The 12,860-nt window shown below is 72.0% G+C and carries 10 protein-coding genes and 1 pseudogene; 6 read left to right on the top strand and 5 right to left on the bottom strand.

Features of this window, described 5'->3' with window-relative positions:
• Positions 1-400: CoA transferase subunit A (locus NBZ85_RS18370; RefSeq protein WP_308205053.1), on the top strand; the 400-nt coding region annotated here is incomplete at its 5' end.
• Positions 397-1,038 (top strand): CoA transferase subunit B, encoded by a 642-nt coding sequence (locus NBZ85_RS18365; protein ID WP_261559154.1) that lies wholly within the window; start codon positions 397-399, stop codon positions 1,036-1,038. The genes NBZ85_RS18370 and NBZ85_RS18365, both read left to right, overlap by 4 nt.
• A 54-nt stretch (positions 1,039-1,092) precedes the next feature.
• On the opposite strand, the gene NBZ85_RS18360 is transcribed toward NBZ85_RS18365, so the two are convergent.
• Both NBZ85_RS18360 and NBZ85_RS18355 read right to left on the bottom strand, forming a co-directional pair.
• Positions 1,093-1,938 (bottom strand): polysaccharide deacetylase family protein, encoded by an 846-nt coding sequence (locus tag NBZ85_RS18360; protein WP_261559156.1) that lies wholly within the window; start codon positions 1,936-1,938, stop codon positions 1,093-1,095.
• A gap of 42 nt (positions 1,939-1,980) precedes the next feature.
• A complete protein-coding gene (locus NBZ85_RS18355) occupies positions 1,981-3,210 on the bottom strand; it encodes a YncE family protein (RefSeq protein WP_261559157.1) in 1,230 nt (409 codons plus the stop codon).
• 344 nt (positions 3,211-3,554) lie between these two features.
• On the opposite strand from NBZ85_RS18355, the gene NBZ85_RS18350 reads away from it, so the two are divergent.
• On the top strand, positions 3,555-4,547 hold the full coding sequence (locus NBZ85_RS18350; RefSeq protein ID WP_261559159.1) for an SPFH domain-containing protein: 993 nt from the start codon (positions 3,555-3,557) through the stop codon (positions 4,545-4,547).
• A gap of 134 nt (positions 4,548-4,681) precedes the next feature.
• On the opposite strand, the gene NBZ85_RS18345 is transcribed toward NBZ85_RS18350, so the two are convergent.
• Entirely contained in the window at positions 4,682-5,464 is a 783-nt protein-coding gene (locus NBZ85_RS18345; protein ID WP_261562291.1) for an NAD(P)H-dependent oxidoreductase, read from the bottom strand.
• Between NBZ85_RS18345 and NBZ85_RS18340 the strand changes: the two are divergent.
• Positions 5,369-6,389: pseudogene (locus tag NBZ85_RS18340) on the top strand (helix-turn-helix transcriptional regulator). The gene NBZ85_RS18345 and the pseudogene NBZ85_RS18340 overlap by 96 nt on opposite strands.
• Here the strand turns inward: NBZ85_RS18340 and NBZ85_RS18335 are convergent.
• Positions 6,340-7,089, bottom strand: a complete 750-nt coding sequence (locus NBZ85_RS18335; protein ID WP_261559164.1) for an SACE_7040 family transcriptional regulator — start codon at positions 7,087-7,089, stop codon at positions 6,340-6,342. The pseudogene NBZ85_RS18340 and the gene NBZ85_RS18335 sit on opposite strands and share 50 nt — an antisense overlap.
• Positions 7,090-7,172: 83 nt before the next feature.
• On the opposite strand from NBZ85_RS18335, the gene NBZ85_RS18330 reads away from it, so the two are divergent.
• Together NBZ85_RS18330 and NBZ85_RS18325 are read left to right on the top strand one after the other, a co-directional pair.
• A complete protein-coding gene (locus NBZ85_RS18330; RefSeq protein ID WP_261562290.1) occupies positions 7,173-8,855 on the top strand; it encodes a carboxyl transferase domain-containing protein in 1,683 nt (560 codons plus the stop codon).
• Positions 8,856-8,952: 97 nt separating this feature from the next.
• Positions 8,953-11,388 carry an ATP-binding protein gene (locus tag NBZ85_RS18325; protein WP_372517809.1) on the top strand — a complete coding sequence of 812 codons (2,436 nt, stop codon included), beginning with the start codon at positions 8,953-8,955 and terminating at the stop codon, positions 11,386-11,388.
• An 11-nt stretch (positions 11,389-11,399) separates the two neighbouring features.
• Here the strand turns inward: NBZ85_RS18325 and NBZ85_RS18320 are convergent.
• The coding region (locus NBZ85_RS18320; protein ID WP_261562289.1) for a toll/interleukin-1 receptor domain-containing protein at positions 11,400-12,860 on the bottom strand (1,461 nt) is incomplete at its 5' end.

The following is a 12,860-nucleotide window of genomic DNA, read 5'->3' as shown; positions in this document are numbered from 1 at the left end:
GTTCTACACCCCGGCGGGGGTGGGCACGCAGGTCGCCGAGGGGGGCGTCCCGCTGCGCCACGACGCCTCCGGTCGCGTCGCGCTCGCGTCCTCGCCCAAGGAGACTCGGGTGTTCGACGGCACCGAGTATGTCCTGGAACGGGGGATCGTCTGCGACTTCGGGTTGGTGCACGCCTGGCGCGGCGACCGGCACGGCAACCTCGTCTACCGGGCGAGCGCGGCGAACTTCAACCCTTTGTGCGCGGCGGCGGGCCGGGTGACCATCGCCGAGGTGGAGGAGCTGGTGGAACCCGGCGAGCTCGACCCGGATCAGGTTCACACCCCGGGGATCCTGGTCCAGCGGGTGGTGCACGCGCCGGACCCGGAGAAGCGGATCGAGCGCAGGACGGTGACGGCGTGACGCTGACACGGGACGCACTGGCCGCGCGGGTGGCGCGGGAGCTGGTCGACGGCCAGTACGTCAATCTCGGGATCGGGCTGCCGACGCTGGTGCCGGGCCATCTGCCGGCGGAGGTGACGGTGGTGTTGCACAGCGAGAACGGGATTCTCGGGGTCGGCCCCTATCCGGCCGCGGATCGGGTCGACGCCGACCTGGTCAACGCGGGCAAGGAGACGGTGACGGTGCTGGCGGGGGCGTCGTACTTCGACTCGGCGACGTCGTTCGGGATGATCCGTGGCGGGCATGTCGACGTCGCGGTGCTCGGCGCGATGCAGGTCTCCGCGCAGGGGGATCTCGCGAACTGGATGATCCCCGGCCGGATGGTCAAGGGGATGGGCGGCGCGATGGACCTTGTGCACGGCGCGCGCCGAGTCATCGTGATGATGGAGCATGTCGCCCGCGACGGGGCCCACAAGCTGGTGCGGGAGTGTTCCCTGCCGCTGACGGGCCGCCGCTGCGTGCACCGGGTGATCACCGATCTCGCGGTCCTCGACGTCGAACCCGGCCACGGCCTGGTGCTGCGCGAACTCGCACCCGGCGTCACCGTCGACGAGGTCCGCGCCGCCACCGGCCCCGACCTCACCGTCCGGCTCGACTGACGCCGCCGACGCGCCGGTCGCCGGTCGGCCGGCCTGCTGCACGGGCCGGCGGCCTCAGGTGAGCAGCTGCGACACCGATACCGGGGTGAGTCCGGCGGTGCGGAGGTTGGCGGCGATCCGGGGAAACGCGGCGACGGTGCCCGGGTAGCCGAAATGCATGCTCACGATGGAGCCTGGCCGGGTGGCGGCCCGTACCCGCGTCACGACGGCGTCGGTTCCCGGGGAGGTGTAATCGAGGGGGTCGACGTCGAAGTCGACAACCGTCCGGTAACCGGCGGCGCCGGCCTCGGTGAGGATCAGCGGGGTGGCGTTGCTCGTACCGGAGGGTCGAAAGTAGCGGCCCTGCATCGGGGCCAGCCGCGCCAGCACGTCCCGGCAGTCGATGATCTCGGCGGCGACCCGGTCGGCCGGCTCCGCGGTCAGGGCCGGATGGGTGTAGGTGTGGTTGGCGATTTCGTTGCCGCCCGCCAGGATGACCGGGACGAGATCGCGGTGGTTGTCCAGCCACTGTCCGACCGCGAACACCGTGATCGGCACGGAGAGCCGGCTCGCGTCGGCGAGGAGCTGATGGGCCAGGGCGAGATCCTGGCCGGCCTCGTGCGGGCCGATGTGAAAGGTGAGCGCGACCTGGGGCCGATCCCGCGGACCGTTGCTGACCGCGACCGCGGGACCCCCCGGTACCAGTCCCGGACCGGCCGGGGCCGGCGTGGGCGAGACGGCAGCCGGCACGGCCGCCGTGCCGCCGTCGGCCTCGGCGGCCGCCGGCGCCGTGGACCGTGCCGGCGCGGTGGGACCCGAGCCGCTCGGGGCACATGCCGCCAGCCCGGCGACCGCGACCGACGAGCCGAGTCCGGCCAGCAGCCGCCGGCGCGACGGATCAGGGTGGACGCTCTCGGTCATACGCGCAAGCTACTCCGCGCCCCAATGATCACTGTCGCGAGTTCAGCGCATGATTCCGGTGTGGCCGAGGGAGTACCGCCCGGGCTGGGGCCAGACGGTCAGCCCGTGTGGCTCCCGGCCGACGGGGATCTTCGTCAGCAGTCTGCCGGTGGTGGGATCGGCCCCTGCCGCCGCGCCGGTGTCGAACACGTAGACGACGTTGCTGCGACGTCCCGACAGCCACAGGCGGGTGCCGTCGGCGCTGACATTGCCCATGTCCGGGGTTCCCCCGCCGGGAATCGGCCAGTTGGCCACGACGGACCTGGTCGCGAAGGAGATGACCGAGACCGAGCCCTGGGTGCCGGAGTGCGGGAACGGGACCATGTCGGAGCTCATGTGGCCACCCCGGTTGGCGACGTACAGGAAGCGGCCGTCGCGGCTGGGGTACAGGCCGTGGGTCTCCGGCCCGGTCTGGACGAAGCCGATCCGGGTGAAGCTGTCTCCGTCGATGAGGTGGACGCCGTCGGCGTTCATGTCGGCGACGTACCAGACCTTCCCGGCCGGTTCGATCTTGATGTCCTGTGGGGCGGCGGTACGTTCGAGGTCCAGGTACCCGAGCACCCGCTCGTGGACGAGGTCGACCTTGACGAGCCGGCCGGCGAACTCGCACGTGGCGATCGCGTAGGTGCCGTCGGGGGCGAAGTCGACGTGGTTGACCCCCGCGCACGCGGTGCCCACATCCAGGCTGTTACGCAGGGCGAAGGTGTGCGGATCGCGGAAGTCGATGCGGTGCAGCGCCTCCGCGATGACCATCGCACTGCGCCCGTCGGGGGTGAAGTACAGATTGTAGGGGTCGGCGACAGGTACCGCCGGGCCCGCGAGCCGACCCGTCCGCGGATCGATGGGTGACAGACTGTTACCAGCGTTGTTGTTCACCCAGAGTGTCCGCAAATCCCAGGACGGAACCACATGCTGCGGCTCGCGGCCGGTGGCGTAGGAGGCCACCACCTTGAGCGTGCGCTGGTCGATGACGCTGACCGTGCCGTCGCGCAGGTTGGGCACGTAGACGAGCGGCGGATCGGTGCGAACGACGTCGCTCAGCATCCCGGCTCGGGCGTGGCTGTAGACGTCCACGGCCGCCCCGCCACCCGGGGTGACCGTTGTGGAGGCCGACGGGACGGACGGGGGGTGGGCGGCGTGCGTCGCAGGGGAGGCCGGTGCCGTGGCGCCCGCGCCCCCGTCGCCCGAGTTCGCGACGACATAGACCACAAGCAGGACCACGACGATGGTCACCGCCCCGCCCAACGGGAGCAGGAGTCGTACGCCGGGACGGCGTCCTCGCCTGTCATGATGTGAGGAAGCTCGCGTCGACACGCCGTCAGACTAGCGAGGTCCCGGGAGACCGGACTGCCCGGGCGGGTGAGGCTGGTGGCGATGCCGGTTTCCCTTGCTGGGACGGGGATTCCCGCGCTGGGACGCCGATCAGCCGCCGCCGATCGGTGCGCTCAGGTCGGCCAGGGCCATGTCCTCGGGGTCGTCCACCGGCCCACCCGTCCGCATCCCGACATGTCTCTCGATCCGACCACGGAAACCGGACATACTGACCGCAAGGCGCAACATCGGTCGAGGGAGCGTGCGTGTCATCTGGTAGGCGTCTCGGGCTCGGAGCCGGTGCTGTCGTCGGAGTGTTGGCGGTAATCTTCGGTCTGGTCGTGGGGGCGAGTGCGCTCGGTTCGTTCGCGTCGACGTCGGGCGGGCAGATCGCGGTGGTCCGCAACGGTGGCCCGTTCGACAATCACCGGATTCGCCAGATCGTCAATCCCGCCTCGTCGAGAACCTACGTCGGCCTGTATTCCTCGATGCACAACTATCCGGCGCAACAACGTTACTACACGATCACGTCCGTTGCTGGTGAGGGCGACCGTGGCAAGGTCGATGTCGTGACGACACCGTCGAAGGACGGTGTGAGCATGGGGATCGAGGGCACGTTCTACTTCACCCTCAACCTCGACCACAACGTCCTACGCCGGTTCGACGACAAGTTCGGCACCAGGAAGTTCCCGCTGGCGAGCAAAGGTGGGAAGCTCTACTACGCCTGGTCGGGCGACGACGGCTGGTCCGCGTTCCTCGGCGCCATCATCCGGCCGGTCATCGACAACGACCTTCGTGAGCAGATCAACAACTTCACCTGCGCCGACCTCGTCTCCTCCTGCGCCTTGGTCCAGATGGGCGCAAACCAGCAGGCCGGGGCCCAGACGGCCCTCAACGCGGCGTCGAGCAACGGCAACATCCAGGCCGTCCAGAACGCGATTAACAAGTCGCTGGCCACCGACCTCAACGACAATCTCGGCGGCCCGTTCCTGGAGAACCTGCGCTTCACCCTCGCCCGGGTCACTCTGCCGGAGAACGTCCAGGGGGCCGTGAACAGCGCCCAGGCCGCGTTCGCGCGGATTACCGAGGCGCAGGCACGGGTCGCCGAGGCGAAGGCCGAGGCGGAGGCGAACCGCCAGCGCCAGTCGGGCTATGCGCAGTGCCCGGCCTGCGCCAAGATCGATGAGCTCAAGGCGATTCCGTCGAACGTGACGACCTACGCGCCCGGCGCGGAAGTCGCGGTCACCGCGGGCAAGTAGCTTCACCGGTGCCGGGCGGGCGGTCCTCACAATTCCGCCCGCCCGCATCCATAGATCCAACGTCCCCCCATCAACGAGGCCCTCGGGCTGTTTCTCGGGTTCGCGTCCCGACTCGTCCGGTCCATCGCCGGCGGTCAGCCGCGCGTGTGCAGGCCGAAACCCGTGCGGCCGGCGGGCTCCAGTCCCTCCTTCAGGTGCAGCGAGGGGAAGTCGTAGTCGCCGAAGTTCTGCCGCCGGAACGCGATCGGCTCGGTCGAGTCCAGGGTGAGCAGACGCTGCTCCCAGGCCCTGGCGACGTCCGGGTAGTCCTCGCTGGTCATCCGGTCGGTGCCGTACAGCACGAACGGCGGCAGCACCTCGAGGCCCGGATAGTAGAGGATCCCGTGGTGGAGGGGGAAGAGTAGATCGTCGATGGGGCCGTTGATCCCGCGAGCGGTGTAATGCGCCTGCGGGCCGCCGGCGGTCACCGACAGCAGGGCCTTTCTGCCCGCGACGAGGGTGCCTTCGCCGAAGCGCTCGCCGTACCTGGTGTCGCTGTGCTCGCCGACGCCATACGCGAAGTGGAAGGTGAACACCCGGTCCACCCAGCCTTTGAGGATCGCGGGCATCGTGTACCACCACAGCGGGAACTGGAAGATGATCGTGTCGGCCCACCGCAGCTTCTCCTGCTCGGCGAGGACGTCCGGGGTGAGCGTTCCGGCGTCGAAGGCCCGGCCCGAGTCCAGGGCGACCTTCAGCGGGCGTGAGGCGTCGGGGCCGTAGTCCGCGGCGTCCACGACCACCTTCCAGTTCATCGCGTACAGATCGCTCACCCGCACCTCGTGCCCGGCGGTCTCCAAGGTGGACACCGCGAGGTCCTTCAGCGAGCCGTTGAGCGACGTCGGCTCCGGGTGGGCGTAGACGATCAGCGTCTTCATGGAACTCCTTCGGATCGGGTGCCTTCGATCCTGGGCGCCGCGGCGCCCGGCGTTCAGGGGCGCCTGTTCCGTCGGACGGGACTTCCTGGTAACGGCAGGACCACCTTCACGGGCGCCACCGAGGCCATACTGGGAGGCGTGGACGATCTTGCGGGCTTTCTGCGGACCCGGCGTTCCCGGGTCGACCCGGCGGTCGTCGGCATCCCCACCGACCGGCGCCGCCGGGTCGAGGGGCTGCGCCGCGAGGAGGTCGCGCACCTGTCCGGAGTCAGCGTCGACTACTACGTACGCCTGGAGCAGGGCCGCGCCACCCAGCCCTCCGAGCAGGTCCTCGACGCGCTCGCCCGCATCCTCGGCCTCGACGAGACCGAACGCGGGCACCTCCACCGGCTCGCCCGGCAGCGCCGCCGCCACACGAAGGCGCCAGGCGGGCGGGTCCGGCCGGAGCTGGCGCGCGTCCTCGATCTGGTCGTCGACGCACCCGCGCTGATCATGGACCACCGCCTGGACGTGCTCGCCGGGAACCGCCTCGCCGGGCTGGGAGAACTGCACCCTCGACGTGGTCGGGCACCTGCGCCTGGCCGCCGGCACCCACCCCGGGGATCCCCGCCTGGCTTCGCTCATCGGCGAGCTGGCGATGAGCAGCGAGCGCTTCCGCCGCCTCTGGGCCCGCGCGGACGTGCGCGCCCGCACCCATGGCCGCAAGGCATACCGGCATCCACTGGTCGGACTCCTGGAACTACACCAGGAGAACTTCGCACTACCCGACGAGTCAGGCATGGAGCTGGTGGTGCTGTCCGCGGCCCCCGACAGCCCCGCCGAGGACGGGCTGCGCCTGCTCGCGGGCCTGGGCGCGGACGGCGGTGACGCGCGGACTAGGCCGTCGCCGCGGCCGTCGCCATCGAGTGCAGGGTGGTCGCCCTGACCGCGGGATCCAGGGCGCCGGAGCTGTGCGGAGTCGAGTTGATCAGACCGAAGATCGCGTGGGCGCGGACGCGGGCGGCGGGCGCGGTCAGCTCCGGGCGCAGCCGGCGCAGCACACCGACCCACAGCTCGACATAGGCGCGTTGCAGCCGCCGGACCTCGTGTTCGTCCGGCGCAGGCAGGCTGTGCAGGTCACGGTCGTGGATGACGATCAGGTCGGGGTTGCCGACGGCGAACTCGACGTGCCGGCGGACGAGGCGATCGAGCGCGTCGGAGGCGCTCGGGTCCGTGCTCAGCACGGTCTGGGCCCCCTGGAGCAGATGCTGGCTGATGCCCACGAGCAGCTCCGTGAGCATCGCGTCCTTGCTGGCGAAGTGCCGGTAGATGCCGGGCCCGCGGATGCCGACGGCGGCACCGATCTGCTCGATGCCGACCCCGCGAAACCCCCGCTCGGCGAACAGCCGCGCCGCCGCCTGCAGCAGATCGTCCCGCCGGCCGGTGCGAGCCCGCCTGACCGGCGAGGCCGCGGTGGGGGCCGGGCCGAGGGGCGCTGGATCGGGCTCGGCCGGCGTGGGGCCGGGGTCCTGCACCGGCGCGAAGGCGGGTGGTCCGGCCGCAGCGACAGCGGCGGCGTCGGCGGCATCGGAGAAGGTGGGGATCAGACCCGCCGGGGGCGTCACCCGGGTGGCACGCGACGGCACGATGTGGTCCTCCTCCGAGGAGAGGCTACCAAGCATGGTCCGCCGGTCGACGGGAGTGTTAGCGCGCGCTAACATCCGGACTCATGTTAGCGACTGTTAACGTCGGCGACGGTCCCGCCGCCGCACGCGCACGGGCAGCGGCGGCGGAGGACCTCACCGGGCCGCCGCTGCGCAGCGCCGTCGACGCCGCCTCGCCCGCGGCGTGCGGCTACGCCGAGACCCACGCGGCGCTCGTCGCCGAGCTGCGCGAGCGGCTCGCCGCGACGGCGCTGGGCGGCCCCGAGCCCGTCCGGCGCCGGCACGTCGAGCGCGGCAAGCTGCTGGCACGGGAGCGCATCGAGGTGCTGCTCGACCCGGGCAGCCCCTTCCTGGAACTGTCCCCGCTGGCCGCGGACGGGATGTACGACGGTGACGCGCCGGGCGCGGGCATCGTCACGGGCATCGGCCGGATCGCGGGGCGGGAATGCGTCGTCGTCGCGAACGACGCCACCGTCAAGGGCGGGACGTACTACCCGATGACGGTGAAGAAGCACCTGCGGGCGCAGGAGGTGGCGCTGCACAACCGGCTGCCCTGCGTCTATCTCGTCGACTCCGGCGGGGCGTTCCTGCCGATGCAGGACGACGTGTTCCCGGACCGCGAGCACTTCGGCCGGATCTTCTACAACCAGGCGACGATGTCGAAGGCCGGCATCGCCCAGATCGCCGCCGTGCTCGGCTCGTCCACGGCGGGCGGCGCCTACGTCCCGGCGATGAGCGACGAGACGGTCATCGTCCGCAACCAGGGAACGATTTTCCTGGGTGGGCCGCCGCTGGTGAAGGCCGCCACCGGGGAGGTCGTCGCGGCCGAGGATCTCGGCGGCGGCCTGCTGCACGCGAAGACCTCCGGGGTCGTCGACCACCTGGCCGACGACGACGCCGACGCCCTGCAGACGGTGCGCCGGATCGTCGCGAGCCTGGCCCCGCGCGCGGCGCGGCCCTGGCCGGTCGCGGCGGTGGAGGAGCCCGCGGTCGACCCGGCCGGCCTGTACGCGGCGGTGCCGACGGATTCGCGGACGCCGTACGACGTGCGTGAGGTGATCGCGCGGATCGTGGACGGGAGCCGGTTCGCGGAGTTCAAGCGGGAGTACGGGTCGACGTTGGTGACCGGCACGGCGCGGTTGCATGGTCATCCGGTGGGGATCGTGGCGAACAACGGGGTGTTGTTCGGGGAGTCGGCGCTCAAGGGGGCGCATTTCATCGAGCTGTGTGATCAGCGGGGGATTCCGTTGGTGTTTCTGCAGAACATCTCGGGGTTCATGGTGGGGCGGGAGTACGAGGCGGGTGGGATCGCCAAGCACGGAGCGAAGATGGTGACGGCGGTGGCATGTGCGCGGGTGCCGAAGTTCACGGTGGTGATCGGTGGGTCGTTCGGTGCGGGGAACTATTCGATGTGTGGGCGGGCGTATTCGCCGCGTTTCCTGTGGATGTGGCCGAACGCGCGGATCTCGGTGATGGGTGGGGAGCAGGCCGCGTCGGTGCTCGCCACCGTCCGCCGTGACCAGGTCGCCGCGACGGGCGTCGACTGGAGCGACGCCGACGAGGCCGCGTTCCGCGCCCCGGTCCTGGACCGTTACGCGGAGCAGGGGAGCCCGTACTATTCGACGGCCCGGCTCTGGGATGATGGGGTCATCGACCCGGCCGACACCCGTATGGTGCTGGGCCTGGGGCTTTCGGTGACCGCCAACGCCCCACTGGAACCAGTCCGATACGGCGTGTTCCGAATGTGAAGGGGTATGCGAGGGACAGCGGCTAGCTGAGGGACAACGGTTAGCTGAGGGACGCGGTCAGCCGGCGGCGAGGGGAGAACAGACGTGAGGATCAAGGGTGTCGGCCGCTGACCTTTCCGCCTCCAACCATGTGCCCGGCCAGCCGAGAGCTGCCGGTACCGGTGGTGATCCTGGAACCGGCACGCTCCGGCGGGACGCCGGGCTGGCGGGCCTGGCGTTCTCGTCCGTGCTCGTCGCGAACCGCGGCGAGATCGCCGTCCGGATCATCCGCACCCTGCGCGACCTCGGCATCCGCTCGATCGCCGTGTACTCCGACGCGGACGCCGGTGCCCGCCACGTCCGCGAGGCCGACGTCGCGGTGCGCCTGGGGCCGACGCCGGCCCGGGAAAGCTACCTCGACATCGACGCCGTGCTCGAGGCCGCGCAGGTCGCCGGTGCCCAGGCCATCCATCCCGGCTACGGTTTCCTCGCCGAGAACGCGGCCTTCGTCCGGGCCTGTGAGGCCGCCGGGCTGTTCTTCATCGGCCCGCCGGTCGCCGCCGTCGAGGTGATGGGCGACAAGATTGTCGCTCGGCGGACCGTCGCCGAGGTCGGCGTGGCCGTGGTGCCGGGTCGGTCGTCGCCTGCCATGACCGACGCCGCCATCACCGAGGCTGCGGGCCAGCTCGGCTATCCGGTCCTGGTCAAGCCGTCGGCCGGCGGTGGCGGCAAGGGCATGCGGGTCGTGCGCGTGCCGGGGGAGATGGCCGCCGCCCTCGTCTCGGCCCGCCGGGAGGCATCGGCTGCCTTCGGCGACGACGCCCTGTTCGTGGAGCGGCTCATCGCCCGGCCCCGCCACGTCGAGGTGCAGGTGCTCGCCGACGCGCACGGCACTGTGCTGCACCTGGGGGAGCGCGAGTGCAGCCTGCAGCGGCGCCACCAGAAGATCATCGAGGAGGCGCCGTCGCCGCTGCTCGACGCCCGCACCCGGGAACGGCTCGGTGCCGCGGCGGTCGCGGTGGCCGGCGCCGTCGGCTACGTCGGCGCCGGCACGGTCGAGTTCATCCTGTCCGCCGACGCGCCCGACGAGTTCTACTTCATGGAGATGAACACCCGCCTGCAGGTGGAGCACGCCGTGACCGAACTGGTCACCGGGGTGGATCTGGTCGCCGAGCAGATCCGGATCGCGGCCGGGGAGCCACTGCGGTTCGGCCAGGCCGACGTCCGCCTCGCCGGGCACGCGGTGGAGGCCCGGGTGTACGCGGAGGACCCCGCGCGCGGTTTCCTGCCGACCGGCGGGCACGTCCTCGCCTTCCGTGAACCCGCGGGGCCTGCCATCCGCGTCGACGCCGGCATCGACGCAGGCGACACCGTGGGCACCGCCTACGATCCGATGCTCGCCAAGATCGTCGCCTGGGGGCCCGACCGGCCGGCCGCGCTCGCCCGGCTCGACGCCGCGCTCGCCGCCACCGTCCTGCTCGGCGTCACCACCAACATCGGTTTCCTGCGCGCACTGCTCGGCCATCCCGACGTCGTCGCCGGCCGGCTCGACACCGATCTGGTCGAACGCGACCTCGCCGCGCTCACCGCCGACGAACTGCCCGGCGAGGCCATCCTCGGCTACGCCCTGGCCAGGCTGCTCGCGCTGCAGCCGGTCGGCCCGCTCATCGACCCCTGGGACATCCCGTCCGGGTGGCGGCCCGGTGAACCCGCGTGGCTGAGCTGGGACGTGCTGATCCCGGGCGGTGGCACCGGCCCCGCGCGCGGCGACGACCCGGAGGGCGACGACGGCCTCGGCGACGACGGCCTCGGCGACGACGCGCCGGCTGGCAGCGCGGCTGCCGGGCTGGATGGTTTCGCTGGGAGCGATCCCGCCGGTCGTGGGCCTGCCGGTGGGGACGGCGCCGGCGGTGGAGCCGAGGAGGCCGCACCCGCATTCGGTGGCGGTTCCGGGCTCCGCTCGCGGGCCGCGACCGTGCGGGTCAGTGTCCGCGGCACGCCGGCCGCCGCGCGGATCCGCCTTGCCGACGGGCCACCGGTCGCCGCGTCGGTGCGCCAGGTCGGCGATGACCTGCTGGTCACGATCGGTTCGGTCACCACCCGGTGGGCGTTCGCGTGGGCGGTGACCGAGGGCGGCCACGACCCGGCGGAACCCCTCGCCGGGGCCGGCCCCCGCGTCCCGATCGTGGCCGCGCAGGGCTCGTCCCCCGCCGGGGAGCTGCTCTGGCTGGGGCGGGACGGCCGGGCCTGGGAGTTGGCTGAAGCGGTTCCCGTGGCCGGGGCGGATCCGGCCGCGACCCGCGGCGGCCAGGCGCGTAGCCCCATGCCGGGAACGGTGATCGCCGTCCTCGTCGAGCCGGGTACGGCCGTCATCGACGGGCAGTCGCTGGTCGTGGTCGAGGCGATGAAGATGGAGCATCCCGTCTCGGCAGCGGCGGCCGGCATCGTCGCCGAGGTGCTGGTCCGCCCCGGCGACCTCGTCGGCCTCGACCAGGTTCTGGCGGTCGTCGCGCCCCCGCAGGACGCCGCTGACCTGACCGCGGTGGCTCCCTGACCGGGGGAGGACTACCGCAACGGGAGCCTGGCGGTTCGGTCGCCGTCGCGCAGCGCCGCCAGTCGGTCGACGAGCGTCGCGCGGGCCTCATCCTCGCCGAGTTCGACGAGGTCCACCGATTCGACGAGGTCGAGCCAGCCCGGCGGGTCGCAGCGCTTGATCCGGATCGTGACCAGCCGGGTGCCGCAGGTGGCGCCCGCCGCCGGAAAGGCCTCCTGCCATTCGGCGCTGCCCGCCACCTCGCTGAGGTAGGCGGGGGAGAGCACGACGAGGGTCCACGGCACCCGGGCGACCGCGTCCGCCAGTGAGACGGCCATCGCCTGCTCGCCGCGTTCGTCGGGGCGCGGGGGTTCGTCGGGGTCGAGGCGTTCACCCGGGTCGTCGAGGTCGGGGTACGGCAGGACGTGCCATCCCGCCGCCTCGAGATGCCAACCGATCCAGCTCGCCCAGCCGGCATCGGCCCGGGAATGGGAGAGGACCACGTCGACGGGGAAGCCCTCCGCGCCGTCGGCGACTACGGGTTCGGGAGATGCGTGGCCGGGCTCGTTCGCGTCAGGCCGCTGCTCCCGGTCGGAGTCCACCGGGTGAGAGCCCGGGTCGGAACGCTCGTGGCCGGTCTGCTCAGAGCCGGTCTGCTCAGAGCCGGTCTGCTCAGAGCCGGAGTGCTTCTGGGCGGGCTCCGCAACGCTGTGCTGGTCGGGGTTGTGCTGGTCGGGGTTGTGCTGGTCGAGGAAGGCGGCGGCGGCGTTGGCGGCGAGGCGCAGGAACCAGCCGCGGTCCTCCTCGCGGGTCGACGCCCGGCCGTAGCAGGTCAGGGCGCAGGCGAGCAGCGACAGCGGCAGCTGGTCGCGCCACTGCTCGACCAGGCTGGCCGCTCGCGCCCATTCCTCCCCGGCGGAGCGGACCTGGCCGATGAACAGCCACAGCCACTGGGGCAGGACCGCCCCGTCGAGGTCGGGGTCAAGCAGCAGGTCGATGGCGGCGGTGCGCTGGTTGGGGGACAGCTCGACCAGCATGCGGGCGAGGACGTGCAGCACGAGATGAGTGGGGTCGCGGGTGAGCACGGCGTCGGGGGCGTAGCGCGACAGGTCGATCAGCTGGAAGGCCGCGCCGGCGTCCTGCCAGGCGGTCGGGATGAGGATGTTCTCGACGTGCAGGTCCCCGTGAGCGCGCCCGACGAACGTGGGTAGCCACACGCCGGCGCTGCGGCCGGGGTCCAGCACCAACGCGAACGGGTTGGGCAGCGGGTGATCCTCCCCTTCGACGGTGACGGTGGGCCCGGGGTGCGCGGCGGCAAGGTGGTGCAGCGGGCTGCCGGGGGCGAGCCGGTCGCCGAGCTGGCGGCGGAGGATGGCCGGCACATCCATCGAGGGCAGCCGGGTCGGCCCCGCCCACTCGCCCAGGACGGACCGGACGACCGCGGCGCTGATCTCGGCGAAGGCGGCGGCACCGGCGGCGGGCCGGGGGAAGGC

The sequence above is a fragment of the Frankia tisae genome (assembly GCF_025403405.1).
GTDB lineage: Bacteria > Actinomycetota > Actinomycetes > Frankiales > Frankiaceae > Frankia > Frankia tisai.
This window is presented reverse-complemented; position numbering and strand designations above follow the sequence as displayed.